Source organism: Paraburkholderia phymatum (assembly GCF_038900715.1).
In the GTDB taxonomy this organism is placed as follows: Bacteria; Pseudomonadota; Gammaproteobacteria; order Burkholderiales; family Burkholderiaceae; genus Paraburkholderia; species Paraburkholderia phymatum_A.
The window spans coordinates 64,750-82,720 of record NZ_JAYMRZ010000034.1 but is presented as its reverse complement, the minus strand read 5'-3'; the positions used below and the strand labels follow the sequence as shown (position 1 = coordinate 82,720).

Here is a 17,971-nt window from a genome sequence, read left to right as displayed (position 1 = left end):
ATCCTATTGCCCCGCCGACGCGGCGCCGCCGGTGGTTCGTCGTCTCCGGCGGCTACGCCGCCTGCGACTCCTCACCACCGGCCAAAACAAACGTCAACGACCGGCCACGATAATTGTCGCCGCCCAAATCCCGTCCGACGGTTTAAAAGCAGTGTTATAAGAACACAACAACTATTACCACCAATGCAAAACGGCCCCGAAGGGCCGCTAGTCGCGTCAATCACATACACCATGTCTTCGGTCTGCTCTGCCCCGCTCATGCGCTCTTCGGGAAAGCTCGGCGTGCCCTGCTAACGGTCGCCTCGCTGACCCCGAAGTGTTCTGCAGCCTTGGTGATGCTGCCGTTCTCCCAGGACCACGCGGCAATGGCGGCTGCATCATGCTGGACCGGTCGACCCAAGCTGGCCTTGCCCCTGTGGGTCTTCCCGGTGGTCGCAAGGGTTTGCTTGGCAAGCTCGCGACCGGCATCAGTACGGGCGACGATACGGTTACGCTCCATCTGCGCTACCTGGGCCAGCAAGGCGAGGATCAGTTCGCCAGCGTCGCCGACAATCGGACCCAACCCGTGGACGTCGACGATCACGCCCTTGGCTCGCAGGTCGCGAACCGTGGTCTGTACGTCGATGCTGTCGCGGCCCAAGCGGTCGACCGCGAACACTTGGAGGGTGTCGCCTTCGCGGAGGTAGTCGGCACAGGCTTTGAACCCCGGACGCTCCATGGCGACCACGGTCCCGCTCACGCCGTTGTCGCTAAACTCCTTGTCGAAGTTTCCGCCCATGGCGGCGCGTTGCGATTCGATAGATTGGTCTCGAGTCGAGACGCGGTAGTAAGCGATGCGTGCCATGTGTTCCCCCGTCAGATACTGTCATAAGTTGAATTGGATTATGACTGTACTATCATAATCAGTCAATAGGACTTTTGACAGGAGTGCTGCATGGGTTCCACAGGGACTGTCACGACTTACTACTTGTGACAGGTCGCGACAGGTATAGAGGCAGGGTTGAGTGACAACGGAAACCGTGGTCTCCGTCTCGGCCCCAGGTCTCAGCGGCGCTCATGGCCAGCCGCGTCTACGACACCCAATAATCTTCGAACATCGCAGTAGTCTCGAACTTGTTTCGCGGTGGACTCGCGCACGATGTCGCTGATGCGTGTGACTGCAAAGTCGTTTTTCGGATCGGGGCGCATCATCATCATGAACAAATTTACACACACGCCCGTCGCCACGAGGCGGTCATCCGCTGTGATTTCCGCTAAAGCGGATGTGTCCGTGCAGACAACCTTGTTAACCCTGCCGCGCACCGTCGGTTTGCGTTCGCGGAGCGTGCCGCGCTGGATGCAGTCATCTACGAAGCCGGACGCTGCCTTCAAGCTCCCAATAATCACCGCTGCAGAAACGTCGTTCTCAGATGCGGGGTAGCGCTCCTGGATATTCGGCCCATCTACAGTGAGGCGCTGCTCCCATTTGTAGTGCGCTGCTTCATACTCTGCCAGCAGCGGGGAAAGCTGGGATTGCGTCGCCCCCGACTCCCGTAAGTTAATCAAGGCAATTGACCGATAGAAATAGTCGCTGAATGCGGCGCTCAGGTCGTCCATAGATGCCCGAAGGTCGTCCATGCTTTTTACAATAGCCTCGCGTTCCCGTTGCTGCTGATCCAACAGATGGGTTACCCAGGTACCCAACCCCCCCGTCAACAGAAAACCTAGGATTACCAGAATCGCCGGATGCCTCGAAAGCCGGTCAAGCAGTCTGCGTCGCCGTCTGCCCTCCTTCGGATCTGGGGCGATCCTGAACCCCTTGCGCGTCAACGTGCGCCATCTCGCCGATACAATCCTTCTTTCTACCCCACCCTTCAAGTAATCGCGAAGCACATCGAGCAACAGCCAGACAAACACAATAATGGCCACCCACCGCGCGATGGTTACCCACTGCTGCATCAGCGTCGCTTTGAGAGTTTCTAGCATCGTTCCCCGGCACGGATGTTCTTATGCACTGGCGTGTTCCCTCACAAGCCTTTGCGTCTTATCAGTTCTGCTGCGAGTCGATTGCTCGCGTCGTCGACGTAGTCAAGCGGATTGGCGCGGCAGTAGTTGGTGACCCACAGGAAAATCGACTCGTTGTCGGTGCCCACAATGAAATCTTTGCGCCTCTCAGTTGCAACAGCGGACAGATAGCCGATAACCCAGCCCTCTGTCGCAATGCTACCGACGGAAGTGTCGGGAGACTGGTGCGCCTCCGTCCATTGCCCGCAGCTACGATCACCACGAAGCGTTACGGCATCTACCTCGATAGCTGTCCAAGACAGGCACACGATAAGCGAAACGAACAATCCCCTTGCTTTCATGTTTCTTGTTTCCCGGTCCTTGTTGTGATTCTTGGCGGCACGTGTCGATCCTCGCGCGTTTCGTCAGAGTTTATCTCGGGCCGCGTGGAATCAGGTACCCCCTATGCGCCTTTCCGAGGCTCTTCAAAAAGACCGCTAAAGGCTCTCGGTTGTTCGTTGTTGTTGAGCCTTGTGCGTGAGGGAAGTCGCCAGAAAATCTCAAGACCCATTGGACAAAGGTACCCCCTATAGCCCCCGGGGAGTCTCCGCAGAATGCGGGGGTATATTTTTCCAGAAGGGTCACCGCCCGGTAGCGGCCGCGCCCAGTCTGTGAAGTTCCGTGGATGTAACGCGACTATGCGATTAATGCAATAACGAGTCTTATAAAGCAAAATCCGAACAATAGCGGTCCGACGACTATATTTGAAGGTCGAATGCTGTAAAGATTTGCATATCTCGCGTCACTGATAATTCTATCCTTGACTGTCTTGCGATAATCCCCGCCTTCATTAACGGAAGAGTCCCATGCGTCTGAAACCTGGCTAACGAAATTCTTTGGCTTTACAAATAAAACCGGCACTGAATTGTAGTAATCCTCGTACAGTTTTCCAAGTCTAGAGACAAACTCATCCTTATTTATCGGCCCAGTTGAATCAAGCTCGCGCGTCATATTAAAAACCCTCTGGAGCTTAACATCGTGACGCACAAGAAATGTGGCGTCAATCGTCGCCAGCATTGAATAAATCAACAGCAGAAGCCAGACAAGACCAATTGATAGAATTCTGACTTTTGCAGAGGGATTTTCGACTTCATTTATACAGTTAATTTTCTCGACATCCCTGATCAGGCCGGAAACCTTAATTTTATCGGGGGCCGTATAGAATACTGAGGTATTTATCGTGTCGTTTGGGTTGAGCAAATCCCACAGGAATGACACTGAGTGTTGGTCGTGCCTCGTATTGGGATCAGACGAGCTGACATCCACTACCGAACCTGGCCCTTCGAGCAGAATTGTTACTGGCTTGTAAATGTAATCTCGAGGTAATCCTCGGCGACCTGAATTTTTAATCAAGACCTTCAGCAAGTAAGCCGGATTCGCTTTTTTTCCATTGGGGGTGAATTGAAGTTCGCCACTCAAAACCCTCACCTCAAGGGCATACTCATCTCTCTCCATTGTCCACTGAAAGAACGCGATAGCGCCGCCTATAGTCGAAATGACTACGATCGCGGGCCATACTCGTTTGGCGATGAAATTAATCATAGAGGATTGGGCTAACAAGACACGCTCATCGGGTGCGTGGCAAGCATCCAAAGCAAGTGAACGCCGTCGTGGGTCTTACTCACGCCATTGTTGTGATGAAACGAAGTAATGATAGATCACTTGCCGTCGAAGCGACGCAGTCTTAGGAAATGGGATACGGTTCACCGGAAGAGACAACCTCCTGTAGGGGCGCGGGGCGGCGCTGGCTGTACCACAACTCGCCCGCATGCTGTACCACAGGGCCGCGCAGGGGCGCTTGCCACTCCCCACAGAGCCTTGCTAGACTTGGGTCTCGCGCTTCAGGGCCGGTCTGGATTCGATTCCTTTTTGCCTGTCGGGGGGACCAGACACCAGTTCGGTGACGGAAGGCGCCCCAATAAAAAACCCGCAACGGCTCACGCTGTGCGGGTTTTTTGTTGGCTGCAACGCCGGCGTCGCATCGGACGCCGAAACTTGGACAGCAATGCGTCGTCTAGCGTCGCCGCGAGATTCGAACCGTCGCCAGCTGCTGCTGGTCCCGGCGATCGAAGAATCGGGCGAGCGCGAACAGCGATGCAGCCGCCAACGGCCAGAGCACAAAGAAGGTAACGAGCATGATTGGCTTCCAAAGCGAAATATCTAGCTTGAGTCTACCGGCTCGCGGCGCAGAGAGAATCACCGGATTTGCCAAAACACCATTCCCTTTTTGATAGCAAAAAGGGATGGGGCGCTGCAGAGGAAGGCGTGGCGCGGATCGTGCGGCGGCTTCGCGGACTGCCGCGTCCGGTCGGTACCGACCGTCCGTGACAAAATCACGCACTTTGCGCAACGCGCCAAGACTACGAAGGACACTTTCCATGGACATCAACAAGCAAATCGCCGCCCTCACCGCTTCCGAACTGCAAACGGCGGGCGCAAGCCAGGCGACGGCGATCGCCGTCAGCGTGCTGCTGCGCCATCTGAGTTCGCCCGAACTGTCGAAGCTGCTGAACTCGGCGTTCGAGAATCATCAGGCGGTAATGCTGCAAACGCCGTGGCCGGAGCAGATGCTGCAATCGTTCGAAGCGACACGGCGATTCCTCGAAGGTGCTGCTGCCCAGCCGCCCGCCAGTCCGACGAATCCGGCCAATCCCGACAAGCCCGCCTGACGCATCGCCGAGCGGCGCGCTGCCCAGTGCGCCGCCAAGACGCGCTGGCATCAGCCCCATAACGCAGCGAACCAACCGCGACCGCGACGCGGTTAACCTTGGCCATCCCCGGCGCGAGGCGACGTGAAATAGTCATCCACGCCATCCTGAGTCCGACGCCCGCCTGTTTGCCCCTCCCCGAATCGTGCGCGCCGCCGGCCAGTGTGCGCTCTCCAACCTAACCCGCTATTTGTCTGAGGACGCGCGGGCGGCGTCCTCATATCATTGCGTCACTCCTCCGATACGTCAGGTTGAAGAGATGCCCTACCCGTACAACCTCGCCGTCGCCGCCGGCCTGATGATCGTCGTGCTCACGTGCAGCCTTGCGCTGGCGCTGACATGAGTTGACCGGTCAACGCAGGCGAACGCCGTCCACATCGGCGCGCCGGCCGGAACGAAAAAAATATTTCCACAGAGCTCTAAAGTTTTCCCGGCCCCTGCCGTAGTGCGGGGCATGGACAACTTCCTCACTTCATCGGCGGGATCGTTCAAATCGACTCTGATCGATCAGGACATCGCGCACATTGCCCGCGTCATGCGGCCTTCAATGCACGGCGACCTGGGTGGGGCAATTTTCCCAGCCGCCTACTGGCGAAAGCGGCTCTTCGAGCTGCTCGAAGCCGAGCATCTGACCAACTCGCAACTTTGCGCAATCGACGACTTGCTGCTGCAACTCGACGACCTCTGCGCGAAGGAACTGGCGCCGCTGCCGGCGGCCGCCGCGCAGCCCGCGGCCTCGCGCGACGCGAACCGCCATCGCGTGCGCCGCCGCCGCTGAGCGCGCGAGTGCGACGACGAGTGTGACCACAAGCGGCTGGCCGCCCAGCCGCAGGGTCAACGCGCCTCGCGCATTTGACGTTGGTTGACGCGCGACGCGCGTCCATCCACGACGCTGCTCGCGGCAGCGCGAACACCCGGCGGCACGGCGACAGCGCGAGCTGGCGCGCCGCCGGGGCTGTCCCCTGCCGGCAGCATCGACGCCGTCAGTTCATTCAAGCTGGGTATTTTCTCCGCCGACCGCGCAACGACCGCAAATTGGGGACATTCATAGGCCATAATGTCCGCAAAAATACCCAGCAAGGACTCCAGTGACCCAGGCTTCGCCGCTTGACCTGCTGAAGCAGGCGCGCACCCGCTTCACACAAAAAGAAATCGCCGCGCATGTCGGCAAGGACATCAAGACGGTGCGCCGCTGGGAGAAAGGCGAAACGCCTTGCCCCGCCATGCTCGAACCGTCGCTGCGCGCGCTGCTGTATTCCACGGCTGGGCAACGCACCTCACCGTCAACGGGCGATCATTCGTGCCTGCGCTTCATCGATCTGTTCGCGGGCATCGGCGGAATCCGCATGGGCTTCGAGACGCACGGCGCGCAGTGCGTGTTCACGAGCGAGTGGAACGATTTCTCGCAGAAGACGTATCGCGAGAATTTCCGCGACGAGCCCGCGCAACGGGAAGACGCCGCGCAACACACGCTGATCGGCGACATCGTCACCTTTCCCGCCGAAGACGTCCCCGCACACGACATCCTGCTCGGCGGCTTTCCGTGCCAGCCGTTCTCGATCGCGGGCGTCAGCAAGAAGAACGCGCTCGGCCGCCCGCACGGCTTCGAGTGCGCAACACAGGGCACGCTTTTTTTCGACGTCGCGCGCATCATCGCCGCGCGCCGGCCGGCTGCGTTTCTTTTGGAAAACGTGAAGAACCTGTTGTCGCACGACAAGGGCCGCACATTCGACGTGATCCTGCAAACGTTGCGCGACGAGCTTGGCTACGAAGTTCACTACCGCGTGATCGACGGCGCGCATTTCACGCCGCAGCATCGCGAGCGGATCATCATCGTCGGCTTTCGCGGCAAGACATCGTTCACGTGGGATGATCTGCGGCTGCCCGAAGAAGGGCCGCGTCTCGCGTCGATCCTGCACAGGACGGACGGCACCGAGCCCGTCCTGCCGTGGGATGGCGAGCGTTTCTTCGACCACGCCGCCCGCCACGTTCAGCCGAAATACACGCTGACGCCCAAGCTCTGGAGCTACCTGAAGAGCTACGCCGACAAGCATCGCGCGGCGGGCAACGGCTTCGGCTACGGGATGGCGTATCCGCAAAGCGTAACGCGCACGCTGTCGGCGCGGTATCACAAGGACGGCTCGGAGATTCTCGTCTATCAGGGCGAGCGGCAGCGCCCGCGCCGTCTGACGCCGCGCGAATGTGCGCGCCTGATGGGCTTTCCCGACACATACCGCATTCCCGTCAGCGACACGCAGGCGTATCGCCAGTTCGGCAACAGCGTCGTCGTGCCCGTGATGCGCGAAGTCTCGCGCATCATGCTGCCGCACGTGCTGGCGCTCACGCGCGCGGCGCACGCCGATGGCGCGGTGGAGCTGGCGGCCTGATGATCGACATCGTCGACGCCGCCACGCGCAGCCGGATGATGTCCGGCATTCGCGGACGCAACACGAAGCCCGAGATCCTGATCCGCAGCCTGCTGCATCGGCGCGGCTTCCGCTTCCGGCTCGACGCGCGAGATCTTCCCGGCCGCCCCGACATCGTGCTGCCGCGCTACCGCGCCGTCATCTTCGTGCATGGCTGCTTCTGGCACGGTCACGATTGTCATCTCTTCAAATGGCCGCAGACGCGCCCGGACTTCTGGCGCGAAAAAATCGGCCGCAATCGCGCCAACGATGCGAAGGCCCAAGCCGCGCTGCTCGATGGCGGCTGGCGCGTCGCGACGGTGTGGGAATGCGCCTTGCGCGGAGCGAACCGGGATATCGACGGTGTTCTGCAACGCCTGATCGACTGGCTGCATGGCGACGCGCCGCTGCACGAGGAACGCGCCTGACGCACCGCTTGTTGCGCCGCTTGTTGCGCCGCTTGTTGTGCCGCTTGCTGTGCCGCTTGCTGTGCCGCTTGTTGCACCGCTCTGCACCGCTTGCCGCGCCATTTGCCGTGCGATTTGCCGCATCGCCAGCGACACCACCCGCTGCCCTCGTCGGCGAACGTTGCAAGGCGCCGGTGCTACACTCGATTGGCCCGCTGAACGCTCTCCAGCGGTCTCTCAGCGGCTTCCGTCCAATCCTGGAACCACCCCTGAAGGAGGCACACGATGGCTGATTTCCGAATCTGGTCGGACGACTTTCCCACCAACGGCTTCATGCCGAAAGCGCAGGAGATGAACGACAAGTCGTTCGGCGTCGACGGCGACGGCGAGAACGTCTCTCCGGCGTTGCAATGGGAGTCGCCGCCCGCCGACACCCAGAGCTTCGCGCTCACCGTCTACGATCCCGACGCGCCCACGGGCAGCGGCTTCTGGCACTGGGTCGTCGTCAACATTCCCGCCGATACGCGCTCGCTGCCGCGCAACGCCGGCAAGGCCGACGGCAGCCTGCTGCCGCAAGGCGCGCTGCAGTTCCACAACGATTACGGCTCGGTCGGTTTCGGCGGCGCTGCGCCGCCGCGCGGCGACAAGCCGCATCGCTACATCTACCGCGTTCACGCGCTGAAAGTGGCGAACCTGCCCCTTTCCGCCGATACGACGAATGCGGTTGCGCGCTTCATGACTCACCTCAACGAAATCGATTCGGCGACGTACACCGGTCTGTACGAACTGAAGTGACGTTGCGCGCGTGCAAGACAAAGGCGTCGCCGCGCTTTGCCTCGCCCGCGCTTTCACCGCGCGGCCCGCATGATCCGGCGTGAAAGCCGCGCGCAACGCGAGCTTCATGCAGGGCCGGCGCGGTCGCGCATCGTCCTGTCGACGACAGGAACCGTAACCTGGACTCTACCGGCGGCCATGCAGGCGGCCATGCCCGGCCGCGCCGCCGTCCATCACAACAACACAATGCAAGCATCTTCTTCGAGGGACAACCACAACGCTTCTGGCGCGCCCGTCTCTGCCGCCACGTCGTCCGCGCCGGACGCCGAACTCGGCTTGCCGCTGCCGCAACGCTACTGGGCGATTCTCGTCGTCGCGCTCGGCATCACGCTTGCCGTGCTGGACAGCGCGATCGCCAACGTCGCGCTGCCGACCATCGCGCGCAATCTGCATGCGAGCGCCGCGAGTTCGATCTGGATCGTCAACGCATACCAGTTGTCGGTGACGATCTCGCTGCTGCCGCTGTCGTCGCTCGGCGATCGGATCGGCTACCGGCGCGTCTATCTGAGCGGGATGATGCTGTTCACGGTTGCATCGCTCGGCTGCGCGCTGTCCGGCTCTCTGCCGATGCTCGCACTCGCCCGCGTGATCCAGGGCTTCGGCGCGGCGGGCATCATGAGCGTGAACACGGCGCTCGTGCGGATGATCTATCCGCCCGCGCGTCTTGGGCGCGGCATCGCGATCAACGCGATGGTCGTGGCGATCTCGTCGGCCGTCGGGCCGACCGTGGCGTCGGGCGTGCTGTCGGTCGCGCCCTGGCCGTGGCTGTTCGCGATCAACGTGCCGATCGGCATTGCGGCGATCGCAATGGGCCTGCGCGCGCTGCCGCGCAACGAACGCCATCCGTCGCCGTATGACTATCCGAGCGCGATCATGAACGCGTTCGTGTTCGGCCTGCTGATCTTCGCCGTCGACGGGCTCGGACACGGCGAACGGTATGGTTTCGTCGCCGTCGAGCTGATCGCGGCGGTCGTGATCGGCTACTTCTTCGTGCGGCGCCAACTGACGCAGCCCGCGCCGCTTCTGCCCGTCGATCTGCTGAAGATTCCGATCTTCGGGCTGTCGGTCTGCACGTCGGTGTGCTCGTTCTGCGCGCAGATGCTGGCGTTCGTGTCGCTGCCCTTCCTGCTGCAGAACCATCTCGGCATGTCGCAAGTGGAAACCGGCTTGCTGATGACGCCGTGGCCGCTCGTGATCGTCGCTGCCGCGCCGCTGTCGGGCGTGCTGTCGGACCGGATTTCGGCGGGCTGGCTGGGCGGCGCCGGGCTCGCGACGCTCGCCGTCGGCCTTGTGCTCCTCGCGACGCTCGGCGCGCACCCGACAGCCGGCGATATCGTGTGGCGCATGGCGCTGTGCGGCGCGGGCTTCGGCCTCTTCCAGTCGCCCAACAACCGGACGATGCTGTCAGCCGCGCCGCGCCATCGCAGCGGCGGCGCGAGCGGCATGCTCGGCACGGCGCGGCTGACGGGGCAAACGCTCGGCTCGGCGCTCGTCGCACTCGTGTTCGGCGTCTCGCCGGAGCATGGCCCCGTGATCTCGCTCTACCTGGCGGCGGGCTTTTCGGCGGTGGCGTCCGTCGTCAGCACGATGCGCGTGACGCAGCAGGGCACGGCGACGCCAGCGGGATAGTTTCGGGGTGTGAGTCATCGCGCTCTTTCGGATTGCGCCCTTTCTTCCGCCGCCCCGCTTCATCCCGCCGTTTACGCGCGAGCGCCTTCCGTCACCGCACTTTGCGCCTATTCTTGTAGTCGAAGGTTATGACCCGCCGCCGTCCGTCGCGACGGCGGGCGGAGCTTTCGCTTTGGCCTTTGAACGATAGGGGGCGCCATGTCACTCATCGTCGCTGGACGTTTCACCACGTTCCCCGCCGCCGAAGACGCAGCACAGAAGCTCTTCGACAACGGCTTCCTCGGGGAAGACGTCACGCTGTTCTTCGTCAATCCGCGCGGCCAGCACGCGCGCCATCCGCTCGACGAACACGCGGGCGCACCGCCCACGATTTCGAGCGCGCCGTCGCCGACGCTGCATCGCCATCACCACGCGGTGACGATCGGCGCGGTCGCGGGCGCCGTGATCGGCGTCGCGGTGTTCACGGCGTTCGCGGCGTCGATGCCTGTCGTCGTGATCGCGGCGGGTACGGGTGCGTATCTGGGCGCGCTCGTCGGCAGGATGGTGCACGCGCGCAGCGGTCCGCACGAGCATCACGACGTCGTGCATCACGAGCTGCGCAATTCGGGTGTGCTCGTCGCCGTGCACGTGTGCCCGGAGAATCAGATGGAGGCCGCGCGCATCCTGCGTGAAACAGGCGGCGCGGACATCGAGCGTGCGACGGGCCGCTGGCAGCGCGGCAAATGGGCGGATTTCGATCCGCGCCAGACGCCCGTGCCGCTCACCGACCTCAATCAGCAGCAGGCCTGAGCCCGGCTGGCTGGAAAAGAAAACGGCAGCCGATATGGGCTGCCGCTTCCGCGTGCGCGTGTTGCAGGCGCGCATGGCGCGCCGCGTTTCGCACGTACCACACGTCTCGCACCTATCGCGCACCTATTGCATACCTATGGCGCCGATCACGTCATGCCGTGACGTCGGCGCGCTTGACCGCCTTCTCCGTCACCGATGAAGCCGTCGCGACGTGCCGCAAGTCCGCAAGGAACGTATCGCGCCACACCGACAGGTTGTTCTCGCGCAGAGGCGCCATCATGTCCGCGTGACGCGCCTGGCGCTCGGCGAGCGGCATCGACAGTGCGCGCTCCAGCGCCTCGGCCATCTGCGACAGATCGAACGGATTGACGACCAGCGCGCCCGGCAGTTGCTCGGCGGCGCCTGCGAACTGCGACAGCACGAGCACGCCAGGATCGGCGGGGTCTTGCGACGCGACATACTCCTTCGCGACGAGGTTCATCCCGTCGCGCAGCGGCGTCACGTAGCCGACCTGCGACTGGCGGAACAGCGCCATCAGCAGATTGCGTTCGTACTTGCGGTTCAGGTATTGGATCGGCGTCCAGTCGAGTTGCGCGAAACGTCCGTTGATGCGCCCCGCCTCGCCTTCCAGGTTCTGACGAATGCGCTGATAGGTCTGCACGTCGGAGCGCGTCGGCGGCGCGATCTGCACGAGCGACACGCGGCCATGCCAGCCGGGCGCGTTCAGCAGAAGACGCTCGAACGCCTGGAAACGCTCGACGAGTCCCTTCGAATAGTCGAGCCGGTCGACGCTCATGATCAGCTTGCGGCCGCGCATTGCGTCGCGCAGGCTGCGGACCTGCTTGCGGTCGCTGAACTGCTCGGAGGCTTTCGCGATCGCGTCGGGATAGATGCCGATCGGATAGGCAGCGACTTTCAGGAACCGGCCATACGCGTGGACCATGTTCTCGTCGCTGAGCGTGCCGTGGTTGCCGCGCTCGATGTAATCGACGAACGACTGCCGGTCCGCGTCCGTCTGAAACCCGACCACGTCATAGCTGCACATGGACTTCACCAGCTCTTCGTGCGGCGGCACCGTGCGCATCACTTCGGGCACGGGAAACGGAATATGCAGGAAAAAGCCGATCGGGTTTTTCACGCCGAGATCGCGCAGGCACCGCGCGAACGGCAGCAAGTGATAGTCGTGGACCCAGATGATGTCGTCCGGCCGCACCAGCTCCTTCAGTTGCTGCGCGAGCGACGCGTTGACGCGCAAGTAGCCCGCGTATTCCTGCCGGTCATAGCGCGACAGGTCGTTGCGATAGTGGAAAGTCGGCCACAGCGTCGCATTCGAAAAGCCGCGGTAGTACTGGTCGTAGTCGCGCTTGGTCAGGCCCACCGTCGCATAGGTCACGTTGCCCTGCTTTTCGATGACGGGCGACGAGGGCTCGGCGGCGATTTCGCCGCTCCACCCGAACCACACACCTCCCGTTTCCTTTAGGGCATCCAGCACCCCGATCGCCAGACCGCCCGCTGCGGGGCGTCCTTCCTGAGTCGGCGCGACGCGGTTTGAAACTACGATCAATCTGCTCATTGCGGCTCCACCTCATTCAGTTGACTTACATGCGGTGATACACCGAGAGACGGTACGCAAATTCCATGCCGCATTGCGCAAATTCACGGAATAAAAATGTATGTAAATGTGACGAACAAGTAAAAACACGCTGCGCACGCGAGTGCGCGCAGCAAATTATTCGCTCTGCCGATGAGCCCGGACCAGCCGGAAAGGTGCGTCAGGAGTCCTGCTCGGAGCCCAGATCGCGCTGATAATCCAGCCCTTCCTGGCGTGTGCCGCCCTGGTTGTGTTCCCCGTCCGGCGGAGCGTCGGGCGCGGCGCGGTTCTCGTGCGCCGGGTCGGGTGTCGCTGGTTGATTGCCCGTGCCGCCGGCTGGGCGCTGATCGCGCTTCGAATGGCGCGCGGAGCGCCGCAATGCGGGATGTCTCATGATGGACGCCTCCAGGGAAGGCCGCTGCCCGGGCGTGGGGTCGCTCGGGCCGCATCACATTAGTCTAGGCCGACGAACGTAATTTGCCGGTAAAAAGTTCGCCGGTTTTGTAACAGATACATCTCTCAGGCCCGGCAATTGCACTCGCGCCGCGCATGCCTGCGAGCGGCGGCGCTCACGGCGATGTTTTTCATGACGCGCCGTCATGCAGCGCGGCGCCGGGGCGCGTATGCGGCGTCTGCGAGGGTTGCGATGGCGGATCGCCGATGGGCGGCGTGTCCGGTTCGACAGGCTCGCGCGTCGGATCGGGCACCGTGTCCGGCTGGCCCGGCTCCGGCGGCTGGCCGGGGTCGGGCGGCTGCTCGGGGTCGGGCGTGTCGGGTATATCAGGCGTGGTGGGATCGGGGCGATGCGCGTGCAGATCGTGAACGGCGTCGTAATCCGGCATATTGGACTCCCTGTTTTCGTTCGCTGTCGTCTCGCTCGTGCGATGCAACTGTCGAACTGAATTCAGCAAAGCCTGTGCCGTTCGGACGCGGTCCGCCGTGCGGCGAGGATGATCGGACTGACTGAGCGGCTGACTGAGCGGTCGAATGAGCGTGCTGACTGAGTCGGGTTGATTCAGCGGCCTGACTGAGCGCACTGACTGAGCGCGGACTGACTGAGCGCGGACTGAGCAAGCGGGTTCAGAGTCAGGTTGACTCAACGGCCTGACTGAGCGGACTGACCGGGCGGCAAATAAGCGGGCCGACCAAGCGCGGACTGACCAAGCGGGTTCACAGAGCCAGGTTGACTCAACGGCCTGACTGAGCGGACTGACCGAGCGGCAAATAAGCGGGCTGACTGAGTCACGCTGACTCAGCGGCGACTGAGCGAGCCAACCGACCGGCCCGCCCCTCAGCCCCGCTCACACGTCCGCCTTACCGAGCGCCTGCGGTTCATCGTTGACATCGTCGCCGTCGGCGCGGCCGGCGTCGTTGCCGTACTCGACGAGCCGGTTGTACAGCGTCTTCAGGCTGATGCCGAGAATCTCGGCGGCGCGCGTCTTCACGCCGCTGCACTGCTCGAGCGTGGCCAGAATCAGCTGACGGTCGGCTTCGGCGAGCGACGTGCCGAACGGAATCGTGATCGCCGTGCCCGCCGTCGGCTTCGACAGCGAAATCTGCAGCGGCACGGTCGCCGTGCTGTCCGAATCGGCGCTCGACATGATGTGCGCGCGCTGCACGTAGTTCTTCAGCTCGCGCACGTTGCCCGGCCACGGATACGACAGCAGCATCTCGCGCACGGCGGGCGGAAAGTGCTTCTTCGTGCCGTGCTGCTCGTTGAGATCGTCGAGGAACGATTGCGCGAGCAGTTCGACGTCCTTGCCGCGCTCGCGCAGCGGCGGCAGGCTGATCGGGAACACGTTGAGCCGGTGATACAGGTCCAGCCGCAGCTTGCCTTCCAGCACCGCCTGCTCGGGATCGCGATTCGTCGCGGCGATCAGGCGCACATCCGTTTCGATTTCCTTCGTCGTGCCGACGCGCATGAACATGCCCGTCTCCAGCACGCGCAGCAGCTTCACCTGCAACTCGATCGGCATTTCGGTGATTTCGTCGAGGAACAGCGTGCCGCCGTTGGCGCGCTCGAAATAGCCTTTGTGCTGCCGGTCCGCGCCCGTGAACGCGCCGCGCTCGTGGCCGAACATCTCCGATTCGATCAGGTTCGGCGAGATCGCGCCGCAATTCACCGCGAGAAACGCATGCTTGCGGCGCAGGCTCAGTTGATGCAGCGTCTGCGCGGCCACTTCCTTGCCCGTGCCCGATTCGCCGACGAGCATCACCGAGGCCGCCGTCGGCGCGACGCGGCTGATCTGGTCGTACACCTGTTGCATCACGGACGAGTTGCCGAGCATCAGGCCGAAGCGGCCCATGCGGCGCAACTCGCCGCGCAGCGTGCCGATCTCGGCCTTCAGATCGCCGGCGCGCGGCAGGCGGCTCAGAATCGACTTCACGCGCTGCATGTTGATCGGCTTCACCAGATAGTCGGCGGCGCCCATCTTCAGCGCGCTCACAGCCGATTCAACCGTCGCGTGACCCGTGATTACGACGAACTCGACGCCCGAACGCGGATCGAGATCCTCGAACAGGTCGACGCCCGTTCCGTCGGGCAGTTTGAGATCGGTGAACACGACATCGGGCATCTGCCGCACGAGCTGGATGCGCGCCTCGCGCAGGTCGCTCGCCGTAGCCGTCGTCAGCCCGTCTTCCGCGATGATCGCCGCAAGCGCATCGCGGGTACTTGGATCGTCATCGACAATCAATACATGTGGCATCGCGTGTGGAAAGCTCGAAAGTACTGGTAGTGAACACGCACAGCCTGCGTTCGCCAGAAAGTTGCGACGACGAAAACGCCCGCGCGCTGCGATTCCAGGCCTTTACTGCCTGCGTCGCGACGCCGGACGCTCGAATCGGAAAAACTTTCCGACTTAACGCATCTGCGCAACAATTTCCGTAAATTTTGCCGTCAAAGCCATATATTGTTGTGGTTTTTGATCATTATACGGCTTTATACCGAAAAAATATCGGCAGTTGGCCAACAGGCGCATGGCGCGTGCGCGACCGGTCGCGGCCGTGGAAACGGCAGCGGGATCATCCGCGCGGAAACGGCCATGCGTCGCCGCTCGCGCTGTGATCCGCGCCGTTGCCGCCGCGCAGATGCGCTGCCGGCGCCATTTGCGCGCCAGGCGGCTGCTCTGAATCCGTCACCGAGCCGCCTTCGCCTTCCCAGCGTGTCAGATCGCGCGCCATCGGCTGCTGCGAGCCGCGCTGTCGTTGCACCCAGCGCCAGGCCAGTACGCTGCCCACTGCGAACAGAGCGCCGAATATGCCGATTGTGGGTCGTGCCATCTTGAACTCCTTTTGTCGTGAATGGGGACGGGGGCGTCGTCAGTGCGCCCGACAGCTTTCATGAACGCCGATCAACGCGACGCGAGCAAGCCGAGCGCGAAGCCGACGCCCGCCGCGATACCGAGCGACTGCCACGGGTTCTGGCGCACGTAGCGCTCGGTCTGAACCGTCGCGCTGCGGTAGCGCCGATGCGCCGAAGTCTGCGCATCGCCGAGCGCCGCCTGCAACGTATCGACATGCGTGCGCAACCGATCGCGCAAGGCATCGAGGCCCTCGCCCGGAACGGTCGCCGCAAGCCGCAGCATTTCTTCCGAGTCGGTCAACAGCACCCTGAGATCCTCGACAATTTTCTGCTTGCCCAATGCGAGCTGCTCGGTCGTTTCTGTCATTGCAATCTCCTTTCCGGCGCGGGACCGGTCTGTCTCATTGGCCGACGGACGGTTCCGGTGGGGGTCAGCGGGGCGTCGTGAAGGAGCCTCGTTGCGCTCACCGCCACGCGTGGCGCGCGTCGCCGGCTCGACCTCCGGCGCGCGTCTGCTCACCCTTTGCGGTGTCTTGCAACGGACGTACCCGGCCATCCCTATGCGATCCACGCCTGCCCGTCGAGTTCCGCCTCGCCGCTGATTTCAAGATACATACAAGGCGAGCAAATACAGACAAAGTTGCCGGAAGATTGCATGACAGACGCAAGTTTTTCCGGTATCTCACGCCCATCGTCCGCCAAAGCCTGCCCATTTTCAGCGAATGCCAAATTTGCGCGCGCCTTGCCGGATATGGTGCGCCAATGGTTAAATTGCCTTTTATGAGATAGTGGACCCACTAACAGAGCAGTCAACACAGTCGATACTGGCCTGCGCCATTCAGACACTCACCCGAAATTGCACAGGACACCCTTGGTTATGCCGTCAACCGATCTGGACTCGCCTGCTGCGGAAGCCGGTGGCAGCGCGCCCGCGCCACAGGGCAAGCAGCGCACGGCGGAAGGCGTCCCCGGACTGAAGTCGTACGGCGTGCTGTACGGCTCGTCGCCGGTGATGCTGGATCTCTATGAGCAGATCGACCGCGTGGCGGCGACGGATGCGACCGCGCTCATCATCGGCGAATCGGGCACGGGCAAGGAGTTGATCGCCCGCACGATCCACGAGCACAGCGCGCGCAAGGACGGCGCGTTCGTGGCCGTCAATTGCGGCGCGATTCCCGACGAACTGATCGAAGCCGAACTGTTCGGCCACGAGAAAGGCAGCTTCACGGGCGCGGTGCAAGGCCGCATCGGCTACTTCGAGCACGCGAACGGCGGCACGCTGTTCCTCGACGAAGTGACGGAGATGGCCCCCGTGCGCCAGGTCAAGCTGTTGCGCGCGCTGGAAACGGGCACGTTCTATCGCGTCGGCGGCACCGAGCTGATTCGCGGCGACGTGCGCGTGATCGCCGCGACCAATCGCGACCCGGCCGTCGCCGTGAAGGAAAACGGTTTGCGCGAGGACCTGATGTACCGGCTCGCCGTGTTCCCGCTGCGCGCGCCGCCGCTGCGCGAACGCGAAGGCGACCGCGAGCTGCTCGCGATGCATTTCCTCGATGAGCTCAACCGCCAGGAAGGCACGAACAAGGTCTTCAGCAAGCGGTCGATGGAAACGCTGCGCACGTGGTCATGGCCGGGCAACGTGCGCGAACTGAAGAACGCCGTGTATCGCGCGTTCATTCTCGCCGAGAAGGCCGTGGAATTGCCGCATCCGCATCTGATGTCGCGCGTGAAGAAGCCCGTCACGCTCGGCGATTCGATGAGCGTGTGGATCGGCACGCCGCTCGCCGATGCGCAAAAGCAGATCATTCTCGGCACGCTGAAATACTGCGGCGGCGACAAGCGGCGCGCGGCCAAGGCGCTCGGCGTGAGTCTCAAGACGCTGTACAACCGACTCAGCGCATACGGCGACGAAGATTCGAATCCCGACGAATCGTGACACGCGACGCGGCACGTGATGCATCGCGTGCCGCGCCACACTCGCGCGCTTCGTTGCACGCTCATCTATCGCGCCTCGCGGCATCTCCCTGCCACTCATTCACAGGCGATACTTCCCCACGCACCGCGCATGTCCGCGCGTTGGCGGCGACGCTGCGCGGCCCGTCCGGGCATGCGGACTGCTAGAGCAAATCAAGCAGAAAGACGGCAGCCCCGCAGCATCTTTTGCAATTGCTTGCACTTTCCCTATGCCAATTACAAAAGGCATCCTGCACAATGCCGCTGCGTAAAAATCAGACGCAGTCCGTCCTTCGCCGGCGCGGTTC

General features: G+C 62.6%; 18 protein-coding genes. 8 read left to right on the top strand and 10 right to left on the bottom strand.

Annotated elements, in window-relative coordinates; translation table 11 throughout:
- Positions 1 to 256 precede the first annotated feature (256 nt).
- From VSR68_RS38650 to VSR68_RS38635, 4 genes are all read right to left on the bottom strand, one after another.
- Positions 257 to 844 carry a recombinase family protein gene (locus tag VSR68_RS38650; protein WP_342944780.1) on the bottom strand — a complete coding sequence of 196 codons (588 nt, stop codon included), beginning with the start codon at positions 842 to 844 and terminating at the stop codon, positions 257 to 259.
- A 200-nt stretch (positions 845 to 1,044) separates the two neighbouring features.
- Positions 1,045 to 1,965, bottom strand: a complete 921-nt coding sequence (locus VSR68_RS38645; RefSeq protein ID WP_342944779.1) for a hypothetical protein — start codon at positions 1,963 to 1,965, stop codon at positions 1,045 to 1,047.
- 41 nt (positions 1,966 to 2,006) lie between these two features.
- Positions 2,007 to 2,345, bottom strand: coding sequence for a hypothetical protein (locus tag VSR68_RS38640; protein ID WP_342944778.1), 339 nt, complete (start codon positions 2,343 to 2,345; stop codon positions 2,007 to 2,009).
- A gap of 334 nt (positions 2,346 to 2,679) precedes the next feature.
- Positions 2,680 to 3,585 carry a hypothetical protein gene (locus VSR68_RS38635; RefSeq protein ID WP_342944777.1) on the bottom strand — a complete coding sequence of 302 codons (906 nt, stop codon included), beginning with the start codon at positions 3,583 to 3,585 and terminating at the stop codon, positions 2,680 to 2,682.
- Positions 3,586 to 4,421: 836 nt separating this feature from the next.
- Here VSR68_RS38635 and VSR68_RS38630 point away from each other — a divergent pair.
- From VSR68_RS38630 to VSR68_RS38600, 7 genes are all read left to right on the top strand, one after another.
- Positions 4,422 to 4,712, top strand: coding sequence for a hypothetical protein (locus VSR68_RS38630; RefSeq protein ID WP_342944776.1), 291 nt, complete (start codon positions 4,422 to 4,424; stop codon positions 4,710 to 4,712).
- A gap of 493 nt (positions 4,713 to 5,205) precedes the next feature.
- The gene (locus tag VSR68_RS38625) at positions 5,206 to 5,529 is read left to right on the top strand and encodes a hypothetical protein (RefSeq protein ID WP_342944775.1); all 324 of its coding nucleotides are present in this window, start codon (positions 5,206 to 5,208) and stop codon (positions 5,527 to 5,529) included.
- 310 nt (positions 5,530 to 5,839) lie between these two features.
- The gene (gene dcm, locus VSR68_RS38620) at positions 5,840 to 7,138 is read left to right on the top strand and encodes a DNA (cytosine-5-)-methyltransferase (RefSeq protein ID WP_342944774.1); all 1,299 of its coding nucleotides are present in this window, start codon (positions 5,840 to 5,842) and stop codon (positions 7,136 to 7,138) included.
- Positions 7,138 to 7,584 (top strand): very short patch repair endonuclease, encoded by a 447-nt coding sequence (locus tag VSR68_RS38615; protein ID WP_342944773.1) that lies wholly within the window; start codon positions 7,138 to 7,140, stop codon positions 7,582 to 7,584. Before dcm ends, VSR68_RS38615 begins: the two co-directional genes overlap by 1 nt.
- Positions 7,585 to 7,848: 264 nt before the next feature.
- The gene (locus VSR68_RS38610; protein WP_342944772.1) at positions 7,849 to 8,358 is read left to right on the top strand and encodes a YbhB/YbcL family Raf kinase inhibitor-like protein; all 510 of its coding nucleotides are present in this window, start codon (positions 7,849 to 7,851) and stop codon (positions 8,356 to 8,358) included.
- Positions 8,359 to 8,583: 225 nt separating this feature from the next.
- Positions 8,584 to 10,026 carry an MFS transporter gene (locus tag VSR68_RS38605; protein WP_342944771.1) on the top strand — a complete coding sequence of 481 codons (1,443 nt, stop codon included), beginning with the start codon at positions 8,584 to 8,586 and terminating at the stop codon, positions 10,024 to 10,026.
- Positions 10,027 to 10,224: 198 nt separating this feature from the next.
- Positions 10,225 to 10,815, top strand: coding sequence for a hypothetical protein (locus VSR68_RS38600; protein WP_342944770.1), 591 nt, complete (start codon positions 10,225 to 10,227; stop codon positions 10,813 to 10,815).
- A gap of 151 nt (positions 10,816 to 10,966) precedes the next feature.
- On the opposite strand, the gene otsA is transcribed toward VSR68_RS38600, so the two are convergent.
- The 6 genes from otsA to VSR68_RS38570 all read right to left on the bottom strand — a co-directional run bounded on the left by otsA (position 10,967) and on the right by VSR68_RS38570 (position 16,077).
- A complete protein-coding gene (otsA, locus tag VSR68_RS38595) occupies positions 10,967 to 12,388 on the bottom strand; it encodes an alpha,alpha-trehalose-phosphate synthase (UDP-forming) (RefSeq protein ID WP_342944769.1) in 1,422 nt (473 codons plus the stop codon).
- A gap of 199 nt (positions 12,389 to 12,587) precedes the next feature.
- Positions 12,588 to 12,800, bottom strand: a complete 213-nt coding sequence (locus VSR68_RS38590) for a hypothetical protein (protein ID WP_342936428.1) — start codon at positions 12,798 to 12,800, stop codon at positions 12,588 to 12,590.
- Positions 12,801 to 12,990: 190 nt separating this feature from the next.
- The gene (locus VSR68_RS38585) at positions 12,991 to 13,248 is read right to left on the bottom strand and encodes a hypothetical protein (protein ID WP_342944768.1); all 258 of its coding nucleotides are present in this window, start codon (positions 13,246 to 13,248) and stop codon (positions 12,991 to 12,993) included.
- 459 nt (positions 13,249 to 13,707) lie between these two features.
- Complete coding sequence (locus VSR68_RS38580) at positions 13,708 to 15,114, bottom strand: sigma-54 dependent transcriptional regulator (protein ID WP_342944767.1); 1,407 nt, start codon at positions 15,112 to 15,114, stop codon at positions 13,708 to 13,710.
- 316 nt (positions 15,115 to 15,430) lie between these two features.
- A complete protein-coding gene (locus VSR68_RS38575; protein ID WP_342944766.1) occupies positions 15,431 to 15,688 on the bottom strand; it encodes a hypothetical protein in 258 nt (85 codons plus the stop codon).
- Between the two features lie 71 nt (positions 15,689 to 15,759).
- Positions 15,760 to 16,077: a DUF883 family protein gene (locus VSR68_RS38570; RefSeq protein WP_342944765.1), complete on the bottom strand. Its 318-nt coding sequence runs from the start codon at positions 16,075 to 16,077 to the stop codon at positions 15,760 to 15,762.
- 510 nt (positions 16,078 to 16,587) lie between these two features.
- Between VSR68_RS38570 and VSR68_RS38565 the strand changes: the two genes are divergently transcribed.
- The gene (locus VSR68_RS38565) at positions 16,588 to 17,646 is read left to right on the top strand and encodes a sigma-54 dependent transcriptional regulator (RefSeq protein WP_342944764.1); all 1,059 of its coding nucleotides are present in this window, start codon (positions 16,588 to 16,590) and stop codon (positions 17,644 to 17,646) included.
- The last annotated feature ends 325 nt before the right edge of the window (positions 17,647 to 17,971 follow it).